Source organism: Xanthomonas sp. SI (assembly GCF_014236855.1).
Lineage (GTDB): Bacteria > Pseudomonadota > Gammaproteobacteria > Xanthomonadales > Xanthomonadaceae > Xanthomonas_A.
The window spans coordinates 1,656,044-1,677,437 of sequence record NZ_CP051261.1 but is presented as its reverse complement, the minus strand read 5'-3'; the positions used below and the strand labels follow the sequence as shown (position 1 = coordinate 1,677,437).

Sequence of the window (21,394 nt, the reverse complement as noted above, 5' to 3'; positions counted from 1 at the left end):
GGGCAAGTCGGATAGGGTCGCCCGCTCGGAAACGGGCACAGACAGTGAATTATACCGGGCTGGCGGCGGATATCAGCCTTCCCCTGGTTCAGGCGTCAGGCGAGCCCTCGCCGGGGTGGCCTATAATCCCTGCATTCCCCCTAGTCCGACCGCATGAGCCTCGCCGAAGACCTCCGCCCCGCCCTGGGGCTGCCTCAGATCCAGGCGCTGGCCGCGCCCGACATGAGCGCCGCCGATGCCCTGATCCGCCGCCGTCTGGCCTCGGACGTGGTGCTGATCAACCAGATCGCCGAGCACATCGTCTCCGCAGGCGGCAAGCGCCTGCGGCCGATGCTGGTGATGCTGGCCGGGCGCGCCTGCGCCGGCGGCGGGCCGGTGCACCACCAGCTGGCGGTGATCGTCGAGTTCATCCATACCTCGACCCTGCTGCACGACGACGTGGTCGACGAATCGGACCTGCGCCGCGGCCGCAGCACCGCCAACGCGCTGTGGGGCAACGCGCCCAGCGTGCTGGTCGGCGATTTCCTGTACTCGCGCAGCTTCCAGCTGATGGTCGAGCTGGACAGCATGCAGGTGATGCGGCTGCTCGCCGACACCACCAATCGCATCGCCGAGGGCGAGGTGCTGCAGCTGTTGCACGTGCACAACCCGGATACCGACGAGGCCGCCTATCTGCGCGTGATCGAGCGCAAGACCGCGGTGCTGTTCGCCGCCGGCACCCGGCTCGGGGCGATGGCCTCGGGCGCTTCCGAAGAGGTGCAGCAGCGCCTGTACGACTACGGCATGCACCTGGGCTATGCGTTCCAGATCGCCGACGACGTGCTCGACTACACCGCCGATGCCGCCGACCTGGGCAAGAACCTGGGCGACGACCTGGCCGAAGGCAAGGCCACCCTGCCGCTGATCCACGCGATGGCCCACGCCGACGAGGCCACCCGCCAGCGCCTGCGCCATATCGTCGAACAAGGCGATGCCGACGCCATGCCGGAAGTGCTGGCGGCGATCCAGGCCAGCGGCGGACTCGACTACAGCCGCCGCCGCGCCGCCGAATACGCGGCCGCCGCCGAACGCGCGCTGGACGGCCTGCCTGAGAGCGAGGCAGTGGCCGCGCTGCGCGGATTGGCGCGTTACGCGGTCGAACGTAGGCATTGATCCGGCGCGCTGTGCGCGCCGGACGGGATTGGGGATTTGCAGAAGCCGCGATGCGGCTTCTGCAAATCCCCATGGTTCCGAAACGCGTGCTCCGCAGTCGAACTTAAGCGCTGATCCGACGCGCGCGCGTGCCCTGACAGGGTTGGGATTCGTAAAGCGCAGACCTGCCGCTTTTGCGAATCCCCAATCCCGAATCCCTAATCCCATCGCTCATCAAAGAAATCGTGCAGCATGCGAAAGGCACGCTTCGCCGCGCGCGGGTTGTATTGGCATCCCGGCGGGCTGTTGGCATCGGCCTCGGCGAAGCAATGCACCGCGCCGCTGAAGTTGACGAACTGCCAATCGGCGCCGGCGCCGTTCATTTCCTGCTCGAAGGCGGCGATGTCGTCGCGGCTCACGCTCTTGTCGTCGGCGCCGTTGAGCACCAGCAGCGGCGTCTTCGCGCTGCCCGCGGCGGCCGGTGACGGCGTGCTCAGGCCGCCGTGCAGGCTGACCACGCCCGCCAGCGGCGCGCCGGCGCGGACCAGTTCCAGCACCGTGGTGCCGCCGAAGCAGAAGCCAACCGCGCCGATCCGTGCAGCGTCGAGCGGCGCCTTGCCGGCCTGCGCCTTCAGCACCTCGACCGCCTTCAATGCACGCGCGCGCAGCGTCGCCGGATCCTTCTTCAGCGCACCGGCGAACTGCCCGGCCTCGGCATCGTTGGCCGGGCGCTTGCCCTTGCCGTAGACGTCGGCCAGCAGCACCACGTAATCGTCGCCGGCGAGCTGCTTGGCTTTTTCGATCGCCGAGGCGTTGACCCCGCGCCAGTTCGGCACCATCACCAGGCCCGGGCGCTTGTCGTGGTCGGCATCGTCGTAGACCAGCACGCCGCTGAAACTGTCCTTGCCGACCTTCCATTCCACCGGCTTGGCCTGCATCGCGGCCAGCGCCGGCAACGGCAGCGCCAAGGCCAGGCCCAGCAGGCCGATCCAGCGTATCGAACGAATGCGCATCGCGTCTCTCCCATTGGGACCAGCCGGCAGTCTAGAACGTTTTCTTTCGGCGATTTGCACACCTGTGGGTGCGACGTCAGTCGCGACGGGCTTTACCGATAATGCCTGTCGCGACTGACGTCGCTCCCACAGACAGCGTCATCTCGATCGAAATGCTCCAGGCACGACGCTTGGTCAGCGGCGCGCATGCCGGTTCGATGCAGGAGCAAACAGCTCAGGCGATGCCCAGCCCGGGAATCGCGCTGATCGCGTCAGGATCGAACCCGGCCAGTTCGGCGAAATGGCGGCCGCGCGCCACGTAGTCGCGGTAGGCGCCGAAGCTGGGCGCGCCCGGCGACAGCAGCACTACACCGCCGCCCTCGCCCAGCGCCGCGCGCGCCAATGCAACCGCCGCCGGCAGGTCCGCGGCGGCGTGCAGGCCGAAGCCGCCGGCGGCAGCCAGCGGCGCCAGCAGCGCGTGAATGCGCGGACCGTTGCTGCCCATGGTGACGATCTCCAGCGGCGCACCCTGGCGCATCGCCGTGGCGAAGTCCTGCCAGTCCAGGCCGCGGTCGTGGCCGCCGACCAGCAGCGCGATGCGGCGCCCGCGAAAGCATTCCAGCGCCGCCAGCGTGGCGTGCGGCGTGGTGCTGATCGAGTCGTTGACGTAGGCCACGCCGTCGCGCTCGCCCAGGGTCTGCAGCCGGTTCGGCAACGGACGGAACTGCGCCGCGGCCGGCGCCAGCGCCGCCGCGTCCAGACCCAGGGCCTCAATCGCGGCCAGCACCGCGCACAGGTTGCCGCGGTTGTGCCGGCCCGGCAGCGGCACGTGCGCGCTGTCGAACACCGCCACCTCGCCGCGATGCACGACATCGCCGCGCATATGCCAGCCATCTTCGCGGTTGAACCAACGCACCTCGCTGTCGGGCAGCGCCAGCGCCGCCAGCTGCGGATCGGCGGCATTGAGCAGGGCGATGCGCGGCCGCGCCTGGGTCACCAGCGCCAGCTTGTCTTCGACATAGCGTGCCTGGCTGCCGTGCCAGTCCAGATGTTCCGGGAACAGGTTCAGCACCAGCGCCAGCTGCGGCCGCGCACCGCTGCGCGCCACGTCGCCGGTCTGGTAGCTGGACAGTTCGATCGCCCAGTACTGCGGCGGCTGCGGCGGCGCCAGCACTTCCAGCAGCGGCAGGCCGATGTTGCCGACCAGGCCGGTGCGGTGGCCGCCGGCGCGCAGCAGGTGCGCCAGCAGCGCGGTACTGGTGCTCTTGCCCTTGGTGCCGGTGATGCAGACGCTGCCCGGCACCACGCCGTCGGCGTCGGCGCGTTCGGCGAACCACAGCGCGGTACCGCCGATGAAGCGCGTGCCTTGCGCCGCGGCGGCTTGCGCCTCGGGCCGATACGGGCTGATCCCGGGCGACTTGATCACCACGTCGAATGCCGCCAGCCGCTCGGCGCTGGCCTCGGTCTCCACACGCAGCGCAGGATCGCCGAGCGCGACGAGTGCCGGCACTTCGTCGGCCGAACAGAACACCGTCAGCGGCTGCGAATCCCCAATTCCGAATCTCGATTCCCTGCCGCGCACAGCGGCATAAGCCGCCCGACCCTCGCGGCCCCAGCCCCACAGCGCGACGCGCAACCCCTCAAGCTGCGAAATTCGCACGCACGCGTTCCCACAACTCGGCCGGAATGCGGTGCTGCGTGTCCAGCGCCAGCAGCGGTTCCACGCGCAGGTCGCCGGCCTCCAGCTGCGGCTGGATCTCGCGGATGAAACGCGCCACCAGCGCGTCTTCCTTCCATTCCGCGCGCGCCGCCAGGGTGGCCATCGCCGCGCGCGATTCGCGGCCTTCGCCGACGCATTCGAACGGCTTGTGGTCCTGGAATTCCAGCAGCGCGTCGAAGCCCGGCGCCTGCGCCGCGTCGTCGAGCAGATTGCGGCCGAAGATCCGCACCAACCGCGTCTTCGGCATGAACGGCGCCAGCGCCAGGAACACGAAATGGCACTTCGGGCACACCCCGCACCAACGGTGCGCCGGGCGCTCGCCGAGGATGTGGAAGTTGCGGTTGCAGCTGGAGAAATGCGCGTCGTAGTGGTCGTTCTTGGCGAACTGCCGCGCCACTGCCAATTCCGACAGCGGGCGCAGCAGCGAGTAGTAGTGCAGGTCCGCGGCCACGTAGCGCTGCACCTGCGCGCCGAACGCCTGCTCGAACGCCCAGCCCTTGGACCACTGGTGGTTGACCTCGCCGGTGCCGGCGATCTGGCTGCCGTAGCTGGCCGAGTGCTCGTTGGAAAACACCACCTGGCCCGCGTCCTGCAGCAGCGCGGCGAACACCAGGATCGCCGAGTTCACCGCGGTCACCGGGATATGCCCGTTCCACGCGCCCTGCCGGTTCAGTTCGAACAGCTCCGGCGCCAGCGCGCGGCCGATGTTCAAGGTCGGCAGCGCGGTGCGCTCGGCGCAGGCGCGGATCAGCTGCGAGCCGCCGATCCAGGCTACGGTCTGCTCCACGCCGGCGGCACGCAGCGCCTCGATGCTGACCAGCGAATCCTTGCCGCCGCCGATCGCGACCAGCGCGTGCGCGCGCAAGCCCAGCGCCGCAGCGTCCTGCTCGTTGCCCGCGGTCGCCGGAAACCGAATCCGCTCGCGCAGGTCCAGGCCGTTGCGGTAGGCGAATTCGCCCAGCCCGTGCAGGTACACGCTGTCCAGCAGCGCGGCGGTCTCGGCGTCGATCGCGTAGTCGTCGATGGCGATCTGCGGCGGCACCGCGGCCTTGTAGTAGCTGACCCCGGCGATCAGATGCAGCAGGCGCAGCGCGCGCTGCAGCGCCTGCGCGCGCGCAGCGTCCAGCACGAACGGCGCGCCGGGCACGGTGATCGTCTCCACCAGTTCCGGGCCCTGGTCGAAGGCATAGACCAGGCGCGCGACGCCGCTATCGGCGTCGAACGTACAGCGCACGAAGCGGAAGGTGGTGATCTGCTGTTTGTCGAAAGCGGTCATGGACTACCTGCAAGAACGCGCGTGCGACGCAAGTAGCGTCGGCACAGGAAAAATTCGATCATGGAAAACGGCAACGCCGCCCATAGCCATGGCAGGCAACCGAGCAGGAACGCCAGCGGAAACAGCTCCCAGTTCGAGCTCCTCTGCGTGGCATCGGCGGACGTCACGAACACCACCACGAGATACAACGTCAGCGCCGGCACATAACTGCACGCGCCCAGCAGCAGCGTGCGCAATGCCATCGCGCCCGCACGGCCGGCAGGCCAGCGGCGTTGCCAGCGCCATGCCAACCACGCACCGGCGCCTGCCGCGATCAGCGCAGGCGCCAGCCATTTGATGCTGTCGGCCCACTGCAACGGCAGGCTCGTGCCCGCCCGATCGGCCGCGGTGGCCAACATGATCGCCGCGCCGCCGGCGACGGCGCTGAGCGCAATGAACTCAGCCTGCGGGCGCATCGATCACGTCCTCCCGCGGCAGCTCGCGCTGGTTATAGGTACTGGCCATCGCGTAGCCGTAGGCGCCGGCGTCGGCGATCAGCATCACGTCGTCGGCCGCGGTGGCGGCGGGCAGGCGGCGGCGCTTGCCGAAGACGTCGCTGGATTCGCAGATCGGCCCGACCACGTCGAACACCGCATCGGCCTCGCGGTCCAGGCGGCTCAGGTTGGCCACGTCGTGCCAGGCGTCGTACAGCGCCGGGCGCACCAGCGCGTTCATGCCCGCATCCAGGCCGACGCGGCGGATGCCGTCCTTCTCGATCACCTGGGTGGCCCGGGTCAGCAGCACGCCGCATTCGGCGACCAGGTAGCGGCCCGGTTCGATCGCCAGGCGGAACGCCGGGTGCACCGCTTTGACCTCGGCCAGGCCCTGCGCCCAGGCGTCGAGATCGAACGGCTCGTCGTCAGCGCTGTACGCGATCGGCAGGCCGCCGCCGATGTCGATGACTTCCACGCTGCCGATGCGGCGCGCGAAACCGGCCAGTTCGTCGCACATGCGCCGCCAGTGCTGCGCGGTTTCCACGCCGCTGCCCAGGTGCGCATGCACGCCGACGATGCGGATCTCCAGGGTGCGCGCGACTTCGACGAATTCGTCCACCCGCGTCGCCGACAGACCGAACTTGGAGGCCTTGCCGCCGGTGTTGACCTTCTCGTGGTGGCCGTCGCCATGGCCCAGGTCGATGCGCAGCCACAGGTTGCGGCCGCGGAACAGCTCCGGCCAGCGCTGCAGCAGTTCGACGTTGTCCACGGTGACGGTCACGCCCAGCGCGAACGCGGCTTCGTACTCGGCCTTCGGCGCGAAGCTGGGAGTGAACAGCACGCGCCGCGGCGACAACTCCGGCAAGGTGTCGAACACCCGGCGCAGTTCGCCGTGCGACACGCATTCCAGGCCGAAGTCCTCGGCGACCAGCGCCTCGAGCAGCGCCGGATGCGAATTGGCCTTGATCGCGTAATAGCGCTGGTCGATCGGGGCGATCGCCTTGAGCGCGCGGGCGCGCTCGCGCAGGGTCGGCAGATGGTAGACATAGCGCGGCGTGCCGGCCTCGGCCAGGCGCAGCAGGTGCTCGCGCTCGGCGTGCCACCACGGCGTCGGCCGCGCACGCACGCTGCCGGTGATCTCGCGCCAGCGCAGGCCGAACACCTCGGTTTCTTCCACCGGCATCGCGCCGCTGTCGATCAGCTCGGCGTGCAGGATCGGCAACAGGCCCTCGGCGTCGGCCTCGTCGATGACGAAGGTCAGGTTCAGATCGTTGGACGACTGCGAGATCATGTGCACGCGCTCCTTGCCGAACGTGGCCCACACGTCCGAAAGCTTGTGCAGCAGCGAGCGCATGCCGCGTCCGACCAGGGTGATCGCCGCGCACGGCACGATGATCTTGACCCGGCAGATCTCCGCCAGGTCGGCCGACAGCGCCGCCAGCACGTCGGTGTTGACCAGGTTCTCGCTCGGGTCCAGCGACACGGTGACGTTGGTCTCGGCCGAACCAATCAGGTCCACCGACAGCCCGTGCTTGGCGAAGCGCGCGAACACGTCGGCCAGGAAGCCGACCTGCTGCCACATGCCGATGCCTTCCATCGACACCAGCACGATGCCGTTGCGGCGACTGATCGCCTTGACCCCGGGCACGGTGCGCGCGTTGCCGTCGATGCTGGTGCCGGGCAACTCGGGGCGCTCGGTGTCCAGGATCGCCATCGGCACGCCGCCGTCGCGGCACGGCTTGATCGAGCGCGGATGCAGCACCTTGGCGCCGGTGGTGGCGATTTCCTGCGCCTCGTAATAGTCCAGCCGGGTCAGCAGGCGCGCGTCCGGCACTTCGCGCGGATTGGCGCTGAACATGCCCGGCACGTCGGTCCAGATCTCCACCCGGCTGGCGCCGAGCAGCGCGCCGAAGTACGCCGCCGAGGTGTCCGAGCCGCCACGGCCGAGGATCGCGGTGCCGCCGTCCTGGTGCCGCGAAATGAAGCCCTGGGTGATCAGCATTCGCGCCGGCTGGGCGACGAAGCGTTCGCGCCAGGCGCTGTCGGACTGCCACTGGCACGACACCGACAGGCGCTTGGACCACTCGCTCTGGTTCGGCTGCGGCGGCAGCGCGTCCAGCCACTGGCGCGCATCCATCCAGCCGAAATCCAGGCCGCTGGCGCGCAGGTAGGCCGCGCCCAGCGTGGACGACAGCAACTCGCCCTGGCCCAGCACCTCGGCCTGCCAGTCCAGCGTGCGGCTCGCCGCGCGCGGGTCGTCGAGCAATCCGCGCAGCGCCGCCAGGCGCTCGCCGAGCACGCTGTCCACATCCAGTTCCAGTTCGCCCAGGAAGTCGCGGTGGCGCTGCTCCAGCGCGGCCACGCGCTGCGCGCTGTCGGCGCTGCCGTCGGCGATCGCGGTCAGTTCGTTGGTGACCCCCGACAGCGCCGACACCACCACCAGCACCCGCGCCCCGGTCTCGTCGGCGCGTTTTTTCGCCAGCGTCCCGATCGTGTCCCAGCGATGACGACGCGACACCGAGGTGCCGCCGAACTTGAGGACGATCCAACGATCGACAGGGGGGGAAGAGGACATTTCGTGTGTGGGGTCTGGTGGAGGGAAAGAGGCCCGGAACGCCGGGCGGAACCTGCGATTCTATGCCAAGCGCAGCGCTCCTGGCGCTTGCCGGCCAAGCCCGCATGCGCCGGCCCAGCATCGTGTTTACGTTTCGATTGCTAAGCTGCGCGCCCCCACCTTCAAGCGCCCCGCCATGACCACGCGCCGTTTCCTGCAACTGGATGTGTTCTCCCCGCGCCCCGGCGCCGGCAATCCGCTGGCGGTGGTGCTGGATGCGCAAGGCCTGGACGCGGCGGCGATGCAGGCGATCGCGCGCTGGACGCGGCTGCCGGAGACCACCTTCGTGTTTCCGGCGACACAACCGGACGCCAGCTACGGCATCCGCATGTTCAGTCCGCAGAAGGAAGTGCCGTTCGCCGGCCATCCCAGCGTCGGCACCGCGCATGCGGTGCTGGAGGCAGGCATCGCCACGCCTAAGGACGGCGTACTGGTCCAGGAAGGCATCGCCGGACTGCTGCCGTTGCGCGTGGACGTGGACGGCGGCGTGCGCAGCATCGCCATCCGCACCCCGCGCGCGCAGGTCGCGGAGATCGCCGACGCCGCCGATCCACGCCTGGCCGCGGCGCTGGCCGGCTGGACGCTGGGTGCGCAACCGCCGGTGCGCATGGATGGCGGCCGCTGCTGGTGGCTGGTCGAAATCGCCGACGAGGCCGCGTTGCGCAGCCTGGCGCCGGAGTGGGAGGCGATCGCCGCCTTGGCCGAAAGCACCGCCAGCATGGGCGTGTTCGCCTACGCGCGGGCCGACCACCAGGCGTATCAGCTGGCGGTGCGCGCGTTCGTCGGCAATGGCCGCCGGTTCGAGGATGCCGCATCCGGCGCCGCCAATGCCGTGCTCGCCGCGTGGCTGGACCACCGCGACGCCCTGCCCGGCCGCGACGGCCGCTACGTGGTCAGCCAGGGCCGCGAGGTCGGCCACGACGCCTTGCTGACCCTGAGCGTGGACAGCACCGGCGAGGTCTGGTCGGGCGGCCAGGTACAGACGGTGATCGACGGACGCATCGACTGGCACTGAGTGTCAGACCAATAGCCACTGGCTGCAGCGGCCTGAACGGGCGGCCTGAAGAATCGTCGTCGGCCGCCAGCGTCGCTGCGCTGGCGGCCGACGCCCTTGGACGCCTCATCGATTCGTCCGCATCGCTCAGTCGGGCAGCACGTCCACGCGCACCCGGATGCGGTCGCCCGGACGCTCCGCGCTGCGCGTGTGGTAATAGCGGCCGCCGTATTCGTAGGTCACGTCGTAGCCGTCCACCCGGTCGTAGCTTTCGCTGCGGTAGGCCACCGGTTCGCACACGCTGACCGAGCCGGTCTGCACCGTGGTGCGGGCATTGCTGTCGTAGATCGAGCGCCCGGCCAGGCCGCCGACCATGGTGCCGACCGCGGTGCCGACAAAGCGCCCGTTGCCGCCGCCGACGCGGCTGCCCAGCAGCGCACCGGCGATGCCGCCGACCACCGTTGCCGCACTGCGCCCGCCGTCGCTGCCGCGGTAGCCGTTACTGTAGTAGCCGTCGTTGCGGTAGCCGTTTTCGACATAGCCATCCGAGGCCGGGCGCTCGTAGCAACGCTCGGTGGTTTCGCGCGGGCCGCGCACCGGCACGATGATCGGATCGGCACGGACCACACGGGCGTAATCGTAGGTGCCGCTATTCGCGTAGCCGCGCTCGCGATAGCCATCGTAGCGGCCGTAGTCCTGCGCAGCGGCGGAGCCGACCACGCCCACGGCGAGCGCGGCGGTCAGAAGACGGGTCGAGAGCTTGTTCATGTCGAAGATTCCAGGCGCGTGGATCGCGCAACCGCATGCTCGGTCCGCACCGGTGAAACAAGACTGAATTGGGACCGGTCGGCGGCGCCTGTTTAGCGCGGCGACAGCTGTTGCGGCAGCAGGGCTCGCGCGTATCACGACTGAAATCGTTCCCATGCAACGGCAAACGGCCAGACCACGCGAGCCGGTAGCCGGCGTGGCCTGACCGTCTATTGGGGAAAAGGCCTGGCGGCGCGCCAGGCCCGACGCTCAACCCAGCTCCGCTTCCAGGCTGATCGGCACGGCGCTCAGCGCCTTGGACACCGGACAGTTCTGCTTGGCGTCGTCGGCCAGCGCACGGAACTGCGCCGCCTCGATGTTCGGCACCACGGCCTTGACCTTGAGCCGGATCTGCGACAACTGCGGACCGCCTTCCATCGACAGATCGACCTCGGCGCGCGTGTCCAGCGAGGTCGGCGGGAAGCCCGCCTCGCTGAGCTTGGCCGACAGCGCCATGGTGAAGCAGCCGGCATGCGCGGCGGCGATCAGCTCTTCCGGGTTGGTGCCCTTCTCGTCGCCGAAGCGGCTGCTGAACGCATAGCGGGTGTTCTCCAGCAGACCGCTCTGCGGCGTGCTCAGCTGGCCCTTGCCGCTCTTCAGATCGCCTTCCCAATGCGCGGTGGCGTGACGCGAAATGCCCATGCGGTACTCCCGTGGTGAATGAGGCAGGCACGATAGAGCAGCGCGCGTTATGGCCTTGTGCGGCGCAATGCACGTCGTGGGCGGCGCGCATCCGGGCAGCGCTGGCGGCATTCTCGCGGCGCAAGCCTGCGCCTCCACGGCAGCCCGCCGCGCCGCCTCCGAAGCGCACGCGCTCGGCCGCGCGCATCGGAAACAGACGGCGACGCGGCGAGTGAGATCGCTGTCCGACGGACCGGTCCGGGCAGCCGCCTGCGCACTTGATTCCCTTACTGCCGATGGCCGCGGCGTGGCGGCGGCGATGCCCGATCGCGACTCGGCATGAACGCTTCAACGCGGCGCCGAGCGGCAGCGCGCCGCCGTTTTCCCGGTCCAAATCCGCCCTTGCGGCGCAAAAAAACCCGGTGCGGGGCTTTTTCCGCGTCTTTTTGCGGTTTGCCTATTGGCGCGGCGTAGCACATGCCCTACATTTCGCCATGCCGACGGGGTCGGCGCGACCCAACCACCTATCGTTTACGGAATCAGGACATCATGGCAAAGACCGCGAAAAAGGCTGCCCCGAAAAAGGCAGCGAAGAAAGTAGCCACCAAGACCGCCGCCAAGCCGGCCGCTCCCAAGCCGATCAAGGAAGCGCTGAGCAAGTCCGCGCTGGTCGCCCACATCGTCGAAGCCAGCGGCGTCGTCGCCAAGGACGTGCGCGCGGTGATGGCCTCGCTCGAGCACGCCGTGGCCGGCTCGGTCAGCAAGAAGGGCGCCGGTTCGTTCACCCTGCCGGGCCTGCTCAAGATCACCGCCGTCAGCGTGCCGGCCAAGCCGAAGCGCAAGGGCATCAACCCGTTCACCAAGGAAGAGCAGTGGTTCGCCGCCAAGCCGGCCACCACCAAGCTGAAGGTGCGCCCGCTGAAGAAGCTCAAGGACGCCGCGCTCTGAGCAGCGTCGCCTGAACCAGGCAAGTACACCTGACGAGACGGCCTGCGCCGTCTCGTTTTTTTTTGCGCGCTCGCCGCCGCCCGCGGCAGGATTGACAGGCCGCTAAGGCGATGCCCGCTATACCTGTGGCTCCACTCGACAGGAATGCGTGCATGAAGCTACAGGGCTTTCTCGACCAACTGCTGCAATCGGCGCAGGGCGCCGCCGGCCAGGCCATGGCCAAGACCGGCACGTCCGCCTCCGCGGGATCCTCCGCCAAGAGCGGCGGCCTCGGCGGCATGCTCAACGCCGACTTCGGCAAGGGCGCCCTGAGCGGCGGCGCGCTCGGCCTGCTGCTGGGCAAGAACCGCACCACGCGCAAGCTGGCCACCTACGGCGGCCTGGCCGCGCTCGGGGTGATGGCCTATCGCGCCTACGGCGACTACAAGCGCCAGCAACTCGGTGCCGCCGCGCCGGAGGAACCGCAGACCCTGGATCGGTTGCCGCCGCTGGAAGTGGAACAGCACAGCCAGGCGATCCTGCGCGCGCTGGTCGCCGCGGCCAAGGCCGACGGCCACATCGACACCCGCGAACGCGAACTGATCGAAGGTGAGTTCACCCGCCTCAACGGCGACGAGGACGTGCAGCGCTGGCTGCATGCCGAGCTGGAGAAGCCGCTGGATCCGGCCGAGGTGGCGCAGGCCGCGACCACGCCGGAGATCGCCTCGGAGATGTACCTGGCCAGCCTGCTCGCCGCCGACGAGCAGAGCTTCATGGAACGCAGCTATCTGGACGAACTGGCACGCCAGCTCGGCATCGACGACGCGCTGAAGCAGCAGTTGCAGAAGCAGGCCGGCACGCAGATTGGCTGAAGCGATGCCGACGGCAGCGCCCTCGCCTGCGCGGACGCTGCGCCGCTGGCTGCTGCGCTTGGCGGCGCTGGCCTGCACGGCGATCGCGTTGGCCTGGGCCTGGCAGCAACCGTGGGCGCTGCGCGCGCGGGCCGGCTGGGAACTGGCGCGGCAGCCGCCGCCGACCGCGCTGCGCATGCCGGTGCAGGGCGTGGACCCGCGCCGCGTCGCCGCCACCTTCGGCGCGCCGCGCGGCCGCGATCGCCAGCACGCCGGCGTGGACATCTTCGCCAAGCGCGGCACGCCGGTGCTGTCGGCCACGCGTGGCATCGTCGTCGCCGTCGCCGAGCGCGGCCTCGGCGGCCGCCAGGTGTGGGTGATGGGTCCGGCCCGGCAACGCCATTACTACGCGCATCTGCAGGACTGGGCGCCGAACCTGCAGGTCGGCGACCTGGTCGAGGCCGGCGATCCGCTCGGCACGGTCGGCGACAGCGGCAACGCGCGCGGCACGCCACCGCATCTGCACTACGGCGTCTATGCCGAGGGCGGCGCCTACGATCCGCTGCCGCTGCTGCGCGCGGCGCGCTGAACGGTCGCGACGGGGCGCAGCATTGCGCCCAAGCAATCCGCGCCGGGTCTGGCGACCGCTTGCCGATAGGCATGGCGACGCGCTTCACCAGACGATCCGATCCATGCCGCGTAGTGCTGATCGGCAGCCGCCAAGGCCCAAACCGCGCGGCCGCCGCCTTCGGCACAACTGGTGGTATCCAATGCTTGATGGCGCGCGCTAGAACAGAGCGTCGCGGCCATCCCTCTCGTGATAGCGGCGCACGGCGCCTATCTTGGATCGACCGACCCGCCGTGCGCACGCCCATGACCGCCTCCCAACGCTACCGCATCACCGTCACGCCGATCGAGGCCGACGGGCTGCAATGCCAAGGCCGCTGCACCATCGAATTCGAGGCCCGCTGCCGGCAGGACTGGATGCGCCTGCTCGAAGCGGCGCAGCGCCATCCCGGCCTGCATGGCGACGAGCGCGCCGCACTGACCATCGGCACCCAGCTGCTGCGCGGACTCGGCGAGCGCAGCGACAGCGAGGCGCAGGCCTTGCTGGCACCGCTGCGTCCGGCGCTGGATGCGATCCTGGCGCGGCTGGCGCCGACCGCCGCATGAGACGATCCAGCCCGTGCGTCCCCACGGGTCGAACCGTTCCACTTCCCTGTTCCGCTAATCGCGCATTCACCGGCTGCGGTTATGTTGAACCCCTGATTCCGCCAAGGCACCACCTCCCATGAAGCTCCGCCTGCTGACCTTGCGCGCCGCCGCGCTGTTGACCCTCGTTGCCGCTACACACCTGCAGGCCGAGCCGATGATCCAGGGCAAACAGGTCAGCGTCGGCGCCGCCGATGTGCAGCAGTACCTGGACGGCAGCTTCCCGCAGACGCACAAGGCGCTCGGCGGCCTGGTGAAGATGACCATCCGCGACCCCAAGCTGTCGCTGCCGCCGGGCGACCGGCTGAAGATGCAGTTCGACCTGAGCATGGCCACCGGCGGCGGCGCGCCGACCCCGCTGGGCACGGTGCTGCTGACCAGCGGGCTGCGCTACGAGCAGCAGACCCAGGGCTTCCACCTGCAATCGCCGACCATCGACGACTTCCGCCCGGCCGCCAACGGCGGCAAGCTCGACGCCAACACCCGCGAACTGCTCAACGTGTGGCTGAACGACTACGCGCGCAAAGAGCCGATCTACAAGCTGGATCCGGCGCTGGCCGGGGTGATGGGCAATGTGCAGATCGAATCGGCGGCGGTGGAGAACGGCAAGCTGGTGGTGCACTTCAACCAGGACATCGGCAAGTTGGTGCCGGCCGGTGCGCTGTCGGGGCAGTGATGCTGGGCTGCTGCAGGTGATGCGATGACGCTGCGCGCCTCGGATCGGCGCGAGGAAAGAATTGCGCCCTGTTTCGGTGCGAGTCGCGCAAGGCGTCTTAGCCGCGACGATGGACAGGGCGTTGTGCCGGAACCTAACCGGTAGTGGGACAGCGTCAGGCGCCGGATGCCGCCCGTCGCGGCTGAAGCCGCTCCTACAGGAACTGCGGCCGGCCCACTGGGTGCACTGTAGGAGCGGCTTCAGCCGCGATACTTTTCCCGATTCGCTCGATCCGACTGTTGCATTTCCCGGTCGGGGCTCAAGCCCCTCCTACAGAAAAACGGCGGCCCACAGGCCGCCGTTTCTCGTTGCGCACGCTAAGCGCCGAACTCAGCCCAGTGCCTTGGCCACCGCCGCGGCGAACGCGGGAATGTCGTCCGGCTTGCGGCTGGTGATCAGGTTGCCGTCCACCACCACTTCCGCGTCCTGCCAACGCCCGCCGGCATTGCTCAGGTCGGTTTTCACCGATGGCCACGAGGTCACCTGCTTGTCGCGTACCAGGCCGCTTTCGGCCAACAGCCAGGGGCCGTGGCAGATCGCCGCGACCGGCTTGCCGGCGCTGGCGAACGACTGGATCAGACGGATCGCGGAGGCTTCGGTGCGCAGGTTGTCCGGATTGATCACCCCGCCCGGCAGCACCAGCGCGTCGTAGTCGCCGGCATCGGCCTGGGCCAGGCGCTTGTCGACCGGGACGTCGTCGCCCCAGTCCTTCTTATTCCAGCCGCGGATGCTGGACGCGTCGCCGGGCGCGATCACGTCGACCTGCGCGCCCCACGATTCCAGCAGGCGCTTGGGCTCCTGCAACTCGGACTGTTCGAAGCCGTCGGTGGCCAGGACCGCGACGCGCTTGCCGGACAGGGAAGATGCTGTGCTCATGGGAAACTCCTCTACAGGGGGAGAATCACCCTAGGAGCGCCGCGGTTGCAGCGTCGTGAGCCGCGCGTCTAGGCCACGTGCAGGCGCGCGCTCAGCGCTTGGGCTGCAGCATGGTGCCGGTGCAGTTCTTGGATCCGCAGCGGCATTCCCAGATCTTCTTCAGCCGCGGCGTATGCCGTTCGCCCAGGGTAATGCCGTAGTTGTAGGTCAGCTCCTCGCCCGGCTTGATCGCGCGCAGCGTCTCGATCACCACCTTGTCCAGGCGCCGGTCGTCGCCCTCGGCCTCGATGATCACCGCCTCGCAGTTCGGCGCGCAGCTGTGGTTGATCCAGCGCGCGTCGTTGCCCTCGTAGTTGGCGTCGATCACGTAGTCGTCGCTGAGGGTGAACAGGAAGGTGTGTCCGGTCTCGACATCGCCGGCCTCGTCGCGGTCCACCTCGGCATGGGTGCGGCGGCGGCCCTTGTACTCGATGACCCGCTCGCCTTTCTTGAGCGGCAGCACGGCGAACACGCCATTGCCATGGATGCGGGACTTGCGGGCGGCGATCTTGCGGGGCATGCGGCAATCCGGAACGGGAAAGCGCTGATTCTGGCGCACATCGGCGGCGATCCCAAGCCCCTTCGGATCGCGCCGGGCAGCGGCACCGCGACCGTAGGCGGCGGCGATCGCAGTGATAGCGAAAAACATGAACGCGCGGCTTGGACGCCAGCGCCGCAAAAGCGTACAATTTCGGTCCGCATTGAATTCCGGCCGTTGTCCCATGCTCCGCGTCACCAAGTTGACCGATTACGCCACCGTCGTGCTGACCGTGCTCGCCGCACGTCCCGGCGAGGTACTGAGCGCGACCGAACTGGCCGAACAGTCCGGGCTGGAGCCGCCCACCGTCAGCAAGCTGCTCAAGCCGCTGGCCCAGGCCCGGCTGGTCGAAGGCCTGCGCGGCGTGCACGGCGGCTACCGGCTGGCGCGCCCGGCCGACGCCATCACCCTGATCCAGATCGTCGAGGCGATGGAAGGCCCGCTGGCGATCACCGAATGCAGCCACCAGGAAAGCCAGTGCAGCATCGCGCAGAAATGCGGCGTGCGTTCCAACTGGCGGCTGATCAACGACGTGGTCGCCGATGCCCTGCGCGGCGTGACCCTGGCGCAGATGCTGCACCCGCTTCCCTCTTCCGGCGAAACCAGACGGCGCCCGATCGCCGTGCGTTTCGCGACCACCTGACCTGTAGGCAGCCCCCATGGCCACCGAAAACGCTGAAATCCTGGAACGGCTGGGACGTCGCTACGACGCCGGCTTCATCACCGACATCGAATCCGATTCGTTCCTGCCCGGCTTGAACGAAGACGTCGTGCGCGCCCTGTCCGTCAAGAAAGACGAGCCGGAGTGGATGACCGAGTGGCGCCTGGCCGCCTACCGGCACTGGCTGAAGATGCCGATGCCGCACTGGGCCAAGCTCAACATCGCGCCGATCGATTTCCAGGCGCTGAGCTACTACTCCGCGCCGAAGGGTCCCAAGTACGCCTCGCTGGACGACGTGCCCAAGGAACTGCTGGACACCTACGACAAGCTCGGCGTGCCGCTGCACGAGCGCGCCAAGCTGGCCGGCGTGGCGGTGGACGCGGTGTTCGATTCGGTCTCGGTCGGCACCACCTTCCGCAAGGAGCTGGCCGAGAAGGGCGTGATCTTCTGCTCGATGTCCGAGGCGATCAAGGAGCATCCGGAGATCGTCAAGCAGTACCTGGGCAGCGTGGTGCCGGTCGGCGACAACTACTTCGCCGCGCTCAATTCGGCCGTGTTCTCCGACGGCAGCTTCGTGTTCATCCCCAAGGGCGTGCGCTGCCCGATGGAGTTGAGCACCTATTTCCGCATCAACGCCGGCCACACCGGCCAGTTCGAGCGCACCTTGATCGTGTGCGAGGACAAGGCCTACGTGTCCTACCTGGAAGGCTGCACCGCGCCGATGCGCGACGAAAACCAGCTGCATGCGGCGGTGGTCGAGCTGGTGGTGCTGGAAGACGCGGAGATCAAGTATTCGACCGTGCAGAACTGGTACCCGGGCGACGAGAACGGCGTCGGCGGCATCTACAACTTCGTGACCAAGCGCGGCGAATGCCGCGGTGCGCGCAGCAAGATCACCTGGACCCAGGTCGAGACCGGCTCGGCGATCACCTGGAAGTATCCCTCCTGCGTGCTGCTCGGCGACGACTCGGTCGGCGAGTTCCACTCGGTGGCGCTGACCCACCACCGCCAGCAAGCCGATACCGGCACCAAGATGATCCACATCGGCAAGCGCACCAAGAGCAAGATCGTCAGCAAGGGCATCAGCGCCGGCCGCGGCCAGAACACCTACCGCGGCCTGGTCAAGGTGGAGCGCAGCGCCGAGGGCGCGCGCAACTACACCCAGTGCGATTCGCTGCTGATCGGCAAGCAGTGCGGTGCGCACACCTTCCCGTACATCGAGGTCAAGCACCCCACCGCCACGGTCGAGCACGAGGCCACCACCTCCAAGATCAGCGACGACCAGCTGTTCTACTGCCGCGCCCGCGGCATCGACCAGGAAAACGCGGTGTCGATGATCGTCGACGGCTTCTGCAAGCAGGTGTTCCGCGAACTGCCGATGGAATTCGCGGTGGAAGCCAAGAAGCTGCTGGAAGTGTCGCTGGAAGGCTCGGTCGGCTGACGACAGCACCCTTCTCCCATCGGGAGAAGGTGGCGCGAAGCGCCGGATGAGGGTACGCGCGAAGCCTCGCGCCCCGAACTCCACGAGACGCTTCGCGCCGTACCCTCACCCCAACCCCTCTCCCGGTGGGAGAGGGGCTACAACAGAATTCTGACGGACCCATTTCCAATGCTCAACATCGAAAACCTCCACGCTTCCGTCGCCGGCAAGGACATCCTCAAGGGCCTGTCGCTGCAGGTGCAGCCCGGCCAGGTGCACGCCATCATGGGTCCCAACGGCGCCGGCAAATCCACGCTGGGCAACATCCTCGCCGGCCGCGACGGCTACGAGGTGACCCAGGGCAGCGTGCGCTTCGAAGACCGCGACCTGCTCGAGCTGGAACCGGAAGAGCGCGCCGCCGCCGGCCTGTTCCTGGCCTTCCAGTACCCGGTGGAAATCCCCGGGGTCAACAACACCTACTTCCTGCGCGCCGCGCTCAACGCGCAGCGCAAGGCGCGCGGCGAGGCCGAACTGGATTCGATGCAGTTCCTGAAACTGGTGCGGCAGAAGCTGGCCGTGCTGCATCTGAAGGACGAGTTGCTGCACCGCGGCGTCAACGAAGGTTTCTCCGGCGGCGAGAAGAAGCGCAACGAGATCTTCCAGCTGGCGGTGCTGGAGCCGAAGCTGGCGATCCTCGACGAGACCGACAGCGGCCTGGACATCGATGCGCTGAAGACCGTGGCCGAGGGCGTCAACGCGCTGCGCTCGCCCGAGCGTGCGTTCCTGGTCATCACCCACTATCAGCGCCTGCTCGACTACATCAAGCCGGACGTGGTGCACGTGCTGGCCGACGGCCGCATCGTGCAGAGCGGCGGCCCGGAACTGGCGCTGGAACTGGAAGCGCACGGCTACGCATGGTTGAAGGACCGTGTGGCGCCGGAGGCGGCAGTCCGATGAGCGCCCTGCTCGACTCCCTGGCCGCCGCCTTCCACGGCGACGGCGCGCGCCGCGCGCCGCTGGAACAGGCGCTGCGCGACGGCCTGCCCGGCCCGCGCAGCGAGGCATGGAAGTACACCTCGCTGCGGGCGCTGGAGCGGCGCAGCTTCAGCCCGGCGCCGAGCGCGGCGCCGGCCGTGGATGCGGCCATCGTCGACGGCATTCCCGCGCCGCGGCTGGTGTTCGTCAACGGCCGCGCCAGCGATGCGCTGTCGGACCTGGCCGGCTTGCCGGCCGGCGTCGAGCTGCAGCGCCTGTCCACGATCCTGCGCAGCGGCGACGACGCGATGCGCTTCCTCGGCCGCCGCTTCGAGCGCAGCGACGAAGTGTTCGCCCAGCTCAACGCCGCGCTGGCCGACGAAGGCAGCGTGTTGCGCGTGGATGCCGGCGTGCAGGTCGCGGTGCCGCTGCACCTGGTGTTCGTGTCCACCGCCGGCGCCGGCGACCATGCCTGGCACCACCGCCACCTGATCGAATTGCGCCAGGACGCGGCGCTGTCGCTGGTCGAGCATCACCTGCACCTGGGCGAGGCCACGCACCTGAGCAACACCCTGGCCCACGTGCACCTGGCCGCCGGCGCGCAACTGACCCACGCGCGGGTGCAGGCGAACGCGTCCGGCGTCACCGCGCTGCTGCGCACCGACGCGGTGCTGGCGCGCGACGCGCACTACCGGCGCATCGACCTGGAGCTGGGCGGCGCGCTGTCGCGGCACGAGCTCAACGTGCGCCTGGAAGGCGACAACGCGCGGCTGGTCGCCAACGGCGTGCTGCTCGGCAATGGCCGCCGCCAGATCGACACCCGCCTGGGCATCGAACACATCGCCCGCGACACCGCCTGCGAACTGCTGTGGCGCGGCGTGGCCGCGGCGCGCAGCCGGGTGGTGTTCCATGGCGGCATCCACATCCGCCAGGGCGCCGACGGCAGCGATGCCAACCTGTCGAACAAGAACCTGCTGCTGTCCGCCGACGCCGAGATCGACACCCAGCCGGTGCTGGTGATCGACGCCGACGAGGTCAAGGCCGCGCACGGCGCCACCGTCGGCCAGCTCGACGCCAATGCGCTGTTCTACCTGCGTTCGCGCGGGTTGCCGCGCGAGCGCGCGCAACAACTGCTGACCGCCGCGTTCTGCCGCGAACCGCTGCGCGTGCTGGATGCGGGGTTGAGCGATTTCCTGGTCGCACGTCTGGACCAGGCGCTCGCCGCCGCGGGCATGGCATGAGCAGCGCGGCCCCGCACGCCACGGCGCCGCAGCAGGCGCCGGACTGGGACAAGGTCCGCAGCGATTTCCCGCTGCTGATGCGGCAGGTGCACGGCAAGCCGCTGATCTATTTCGACAACGCCAACACCGGGCAGAAGCCGCTGCAGGTGATCGCGGCGCTGGACGAGTTCTACCGCCGCTACAACGCCAACGTCAGCCGTGCGGTGCATGCGCTCGGCACCGAGGCCACCGACGCCTACGAGGGCGCGCGCACCAAGCTGGCGCGCTTCCTCAACGTGCGCGCCGACGAACTGGTGCTGTGCAGCGGCACCACCTTCGCGATCAACCTGGTGGCCTATTCGTGGGCGCTGCCGCGGCTCAAGGCCGGCGACAGCATCCTGGTGTCGCGGATGGAGCACCACGCCAACATCGTGCCGTGGCAACTGGTCGCGCAGCGCACCGGCGCCACCATAAAGGTCGCCGAGATCACCGCCGACGGCGCGCTGGACCTGGACGCGCTGCGCAAGGCGATGACCCCCGACGTGAAGCTGCTGGCGCTGACCCACGTCTCCAACGTGCTGGGCACGGTCAACCCGGTGCGCGAGATCTGCCGCGAGGCGCGCAAGCGCGGCATCGTCAGCGTCATCGACGGCTCGCAGGCCGCACCGCACTGCGCCCTGGACGTGGCCGCGATCGGCTGCGACTTCTACGCCATCACCGGGCACAAGATGTGCGGCCCGACCGGCACCGGCGCGCTGTGGGCGCGGCGCGAGCATCTGCAGGCGATGCCGCCGTTCATCGGCGGCGGCGAGATGATCAAGGAAGTCAGCTTCGACGGCACCGTGTTCAACGATCCGCCGCACAAGTTCGAGGCCGGCACCCCGAACATCGCCGGCTTCGTCGGCCTGGGCGCGGCGGTGGATTACCTCAGCGCACTGGGCCTGCAGCACGTGGAAGCGCGCGAGACCGAACTGCTGGCGCATTTCACCGAGGAACTGCAGAAGATCGACGGGCTGCGCATCTTCGGCACCGCGCCGGGCAAGGCCGCGGTGGTGTCGTTCCTGGTCGAGGGCGCACACGCCCACGACCTGGCCACGCTGCTGGACCTGGAAGGCGTGGCGATCCGCTCCGGCCAGCACTGCGCGCATCCGCTGCTGCAGTTCTTCGGCGTCGCCGCGACCTGCCGCGCCTCGCTGGCGTTCTACAACACCCACGCCGAGATCGAGCGCTTCGTGGCAGCGTTGGTGAAGGTGCGCAAGCTGTTGGGATGATGTGAGCGGGGATTGGACATTCGGGATTGGGGATTCGTAAAAGCTTTCGCCTTTGCGAATC

21 protein-coding genes are annotated in these 21,394 nt (G+C 68.9%); 12 read left to right on the top strand and 9 right to left on the bottom strand.

What is annotated here, in order from left to right:
• Window positions 1-153: 153 nt before the first annotated feature.
• On the top strand, window positions 154-1,152 hold the full coding sequence (locus tag HEP75_RS07090; RefSeq protein ID WP_185825934.1) for a polyprenyl synthetase family protein: 999 nt from the start codon (window positions 154-156) through the stop codon (window positions 1,150-1,152).
• Window positions 1,153-1,349: 197 nt separating this feature from the next.
• Here HEP75_RS07090 and HEP75_RS07085 read toward each other — a convergent pair whose 3' ends face one another.
• The 5 genes from HEP75_RS07085 to HEP75_RS07065 all read right to left on the bottom strand — a co-directional run bounded on the left by HEP75_RS07085 (window position 1,350) and on the right by HEP75_RS07065 (window position 8,167).
• Window positions 1,350-2,144, bottom strand: coding sequence for a dienelactone hydrolase family protein (locus HEP75_RS07085; RefSeq protein ID WP_185825933.1), 795 nt, complete (start codon window positions 2,142-2,144; stop codon window positions 1,350-1,352).
• Window positions 2,145-2,358: 214 nt separating this feature from the next.
• Window positions 2,359-3,783 carry a UDP-N-acetylmuramoyl-L-alanine--D-glutamate ligase gene (gene murD, locus HEP75_RS07080; RefSeq protein WP_185825932.1) on the bottom strand — a complete coding sequence of 475 codons (1,425 nt, stop codon included), beginning with the start codon at window positions 3,781-3,783 and terminating at the stop codon, window positions 2,359-2,361.
• Entirely contained in the window at window positions 3,764-5,119 is a 1,356-nt protein-coding gene (gene murL, locus HEP75_RS07075; RefSeq protein WP_185815773.1) for a UDP-N-acetyl-alpha-D-muramoyl-L-alanyl-L-glutamate epimerase, read from the bottom strand. The genes murD and murL overlap by 20 nt, the downstream gene beginning before the upstream one ends.
• Entirely contained in the window at window positions 5,116-5,574 is a 459-nt protein-coding gene (locus HEP75_RS07070; protein WP_185815772.1) for a hypothetical protein, read from the bottom strand. Before HEP75_RS07070 ends, murL begins: the two co-directional genes overlap by 4 nt.
• Complete coding sequence (locus tag HEP75_RS07065) at window positions 5,558-8,167, bottom strand: bifunctional aspartate kinase/diaminopimelate decarboxylase (protein ID WP_185815771.1); 2,610 nt, start codon at window positions 8,165-8,167, stop codon at window positions 5,558-5,560. The genes HEP75_RS07070 and HEP75_RS07065 overlap by 17 nt, the downstream gene beginning before the upstream one ends.
• A 175-nt stretch (window positions 8,168-8,342) precedes the next feature.
• On the opposite strand from HEP75_RS07065, the gene HEP75_RS07060 reads away from it, so the two are divergent.
• The gene (locus tag HEP75_RS07060) at window positions 8,343-9,221 is read left to right on the top strand and encodes a PhzF family phenazine biosynthesis protein (protein WP_185825931.1); all 879 of its coding nucleotides are present in this window, start codon (window positions 8,343-8,345) and stop codon (window positions 9,219-9,221) included.
• A gap of 126 nt (window positions 9,222-9,347) precedes the next feature.
• On the opposite strand, the gene HEP75_RS07055 is transcribed toward HEP75_RS07060, so the two are convergent.
• A complete protein-coding gene (locus HEP75_RS07055; RefSeq protein WP_185825930.1) occupies window positions 9,348-9,968 on the bottom strand; it encodes a glycine zipper 2TM domain-containing protein in 621 nt (206 codons plus the stop codon).
• A 249-nt stretch (window positions 9,969-10,217) separates the two neighbouring features.
• A complete protein-coding gene (locus HEP75_RS07050) occupies window positions 10,218-10,649 on the bottom strand; it encodes an OsmC family protein (protein WP_185815768.1) in 432 nt (143 codons plus the stop codon).
• A gap of 528 nt (window positions 10,650-11,177) precedes the next feature.
• Between HEP75_RS07050 and HEP75_RS07045 the strand changes: the two genes are divergently transcribed.
• From HEP75_RS07045 to HEP75_RS07025, 5 genes are all read left to right on the top strand, one after another.
• Entirely contained in the window at window positions 11,178-11,576 is a 399-nt protein-coding gene (locus tag HEP75_RS07045) for an HU family DNA-binding protein (protein WP_145708001.1), read from the top strand.
• A 152-nt stretch (window positions 11,577-11,728) separates the two neighbouring features.
• The gene (locus HEP75_RS07040) at window positions 11,729-12,427 is read left to right on the top strand and encodes a tellurite resistance TerB family protein (protein WP_185825929.1); all 699 of its coding nucleotides are present in this window, start codon (window positions 11,729-11,731) and stop codon (window positions 12,425-12,427) included.
• 4 nt (window positions 12,428-12,431) lie between these two features.
• A complete protein-coding gene (locus HEP75_RS07035; RefSeq protein ID WP_185825928.1) occupies window positions 12,432-12,995 on the top strand; it encodes a M23 family metallopeptidase in 564 nt (187 codons plus the stop codon).
• Between the two features lie 284 nt (window positions 12,996-13,279).
• Window positions 13,280-13,579, top strand: coding sequence for a DUF3861 family protein (locus tag HEP75_RS07030; RefSeq protein WP_185815765.1), 300 nt, complete (start codon window positions 13,280-13,282; stop codon window positions 13,577-13,579).
• Window positions 13,580-13,775: 196 nt separating this feature from the next.
• Window positions 13,776-14,294: a DUF1439 domain-containing protein gene (locus tag HEP75_RS07025; protein WP_255423777.1), complete on the top strand. Its 519-nt coding sequence runs from the start codon at window positions 13,776-13,778 to the stop codon at window positions 14,292-14,294.
• Window positions 14,295-14,663: 369 nt separating this feature from the next.
• Here the strand turns inward: HEP75_RS07025 and HEP75_RS07020 are convergent, their stop codons facing one another.
• Both HEP75_RS07020 and HEP75_RS07015 read right to left on the bottom strand, forming a co-directional pair.
• On the bottom strand, window positions 14,664-15,209 hold the full coding sequence (locus tag HEP75_RS07020) for a type 1 glutamine amidotransferase domain-containing protein (RefSeq protein ID WP_185825927.1): 546 nt from the start codon (window positions 15,207-15,209) through the stop codon (window positions 14,664-14,666).
• Between the two features lie 91 nt (window positions 15,210-15,300).
• Window positions 15,301-15,768 carry an SET domain-containing protein-lysine N-methyltransferase gene (locus HEP75_RS07015; protein WP_145701832.1) on the bottom strand — a complete coding sequence of 156 codons (468 nt, stop codon included), beginning with the start codon at window positions 15,766-15,768 and terminating at the stop codon, window positions 15,301-15,303.
• 202 nt (window positions 15,769-15,970) lie between these two features.
• On the opposite strand from HEP75_RS07015, the gene HEP75_RS07010 reads away from it, so the two are divergent.
• The 5 genes from HEP75_RS07010 to HEP75_RS06990 all read left to right on the top strand — a co-directional run bounded on the left by HEP75_RS07010 (window position 15,971) and on the right by HEP75_RS06990 (window position 21,333).
• A complete protein-coding gene (locus HEP75_RS07010) occupies window positions 15,971-16,429 on the top strand; it encodes an SUF system Fe-S cluster assembly regulator (RefSeq protein ID WP_185825926.1) in 459 nt (152 codons plus the stop codon).
• A gap of 16 nt (window positions 16,430-16,445) precedes the next feature.
• Complete coding sequence (gene sufB, locus HEP75_RS07005) at window positions 16,446-17,888, top strand: Fe-S cluster assembly protein SufB (protein WP_185815763.1); 1,443 nt, start codon at window positions 16,446-16,448, stop codon at window positions 17,886-17,888.
• Between the two features lie 168 nt (window positions 17,889-18,056).
• A complete protein-coding gene (gene sufC / locus HEP75_RS07000; RefSeq protein WP_185825925.1) occupies window positions 18,057-18,824 on the top strand; it encodes a Fe-S cluster assembly ATPase SufC in 768 nt (255 codons plus the stop codon).
• Window positions 18,821-20,083 carry a Fe-S cluster assembly protein SufD gene (gene sufD / locus HEP75_RS06995; RefSeq protein ID WP_185825924.1) on the top strand — a complete coding sequence of 421 codons (1,263 nt, stop codon included), beginning with the start codon at window positions 18,821-18,823 and terminating at the stop codon, window positions 20,081-20,083. The genes sufC and sufD overlap by 4 nt, the downstream gene beginning before the upstream one ends.
• Window positions 20,080-21,333: a cysteine desulfurase gene (locus tag HEP75_RS06990; protein ID WP_185825923.1), complete on the top strand. Its 1,254-nt coding sequence runs from the start codon at window positions 20,080-20,082 to the stop codon at window positions 21,331-21,333. Before sufD ends, HEP75_RS06990 begins: the two co-directional genes overlap by 4 nt.
• Window positions 21,334-21,394: the final 61 nt, after the last annotated feature.

Coding starts and splice junctions, on each gene's coding strand:
- sufC (WP_185825925.1), top strand. CDS start 18,057: ATGCTCAACATCGAAAACCTCCACGCTTCCGTCGCCGGCAAGGACATC.
- HEP75_RS06990 (WP_185825923.1), top strand. CDS start 20,080: ATGAGCAGCGCGGCCCCGCACGCCACGGCGCCGCAGCAGGCGCCGGAC.
- sufD (WP_185825924.1), top strand. CDS start 18,821: ATGAGCGCCCTGCTCGACTCCCTGGCCGCCGCCTTCCACGGCGACGGC.
- HEP75_RS07045 (WP_145708001.1), top strand. CDS start 11,178: ATGGCAAAGACCGCGAAAAAGGCTGCCCCGAAAAAGGCAGCGAAGAAA.
- HEP75_RS07070 (WP_185815772.1), bottom strand. CDS start 5,574: ATGCGCCCGCAGGCTGAGTTCATTGCGCTCAGCGCCGTCGCCGGCGGC.
- HEP75_RS07040 (WP_185825929.1), top strand. CDS start 11,729: ATGAAGCTACAGGGCTTTCTCGACCAACTGCTGCAATCGGCGCAGGGC.
- HEP75_RS07055 (WP_185825930.1), bottom strand. CDS start 9,968: ATGAACAAGCTCTCGACCCGTCTTCTGACCGCCGCGCTCGCCGTGGGC.
- murL (WP_185815773.1), bottom strand. CDS start 5,119: ATGACCGCTTTCGACAAACAGCAGATCACCACCTTCCGCTTCGTGCGC.
- HEP75_RS07090 (WP_185825934.1), top strand. CDS start 154: ATGAGCCTCGCCGAAGACCTCCGCCCCGCCCTGGGGCTGCCTCAGATC.
- HEP75_RS07085 (WP_185825933.1), bottom strand. CDS start 2,144: ATGCGCATTCGTTCGATACGCTGGATCGGCCTGCTGGGCCTGGCCTTG.
- HEP75_RS07025 (WP_255423777.1), top strand. CDS start 13,776: ATGATCCAGGGCAAACAGGTCAGCGTCGGCGCCGCCGATGTGCAGCAG.
- HEP75_RS07020 (WP_185825927.1), bottom strand. CDS start 15,209: ATGAGCACAGCATCTTCCCTGTCCGGCAAGCGCGTCGCGGTCCTGGCC.
- HEP75_RS07015 (WP_145701832.1), bottom strand. CDS start 15,768: ATGCCCCGCAAGATCGCCGCCCGCAAGTCCCGCATCCATGGCAATGGC.
- HEP75_RS07010 (WP_185825926.1), top strand. CDS start 15,971: ATGCTCCGCGTCACCAAGTTGACCGATTACGCCACCGTCGTGCTGACC.
- HEP75_RS07030 (WP_185815765.1), top strand. CDS start 13,280: ATGACCGCCTCCCAACGCTACCGCATCACCGTCACGCCGATCGAGGCC.
- sufB (WP_185815763.1), top strand. CDS start 16,446: ATGGCCACCGAAAACGCTGAAATCCTGGAACGGCTGGGACGTCGCTAC.
- HEP75_RS07060 (WP_185825931.1), top strand. CDS start 8,343: ATGACCACGCGCCGTTTCCTGCAACTGGATGTGTTCTCCCCGCGCCCC.
- HEP75_RS07050 (WP_185815768.1), bottom strand. CDS start 10,649: ATGGGCATTTCGCGTCACGCCACCGCGCATTGGGAAGGCGATCTGAAG.
- HEP75_RS07065 (WP_185815771.1), bottom strand. CDS start 8,167: ATGTCCTCTTCCCCCCCTGTCGATCGTTGGATCGTCCTCAAGTTCGGC.
- HEP75_RS07035 (WP_185825928.1), top strand. CDS start 12,432: ATGCCGACGGCAGCGCCCTCGCCTGCGCGGACGCTGCGCCGCTGGCTG.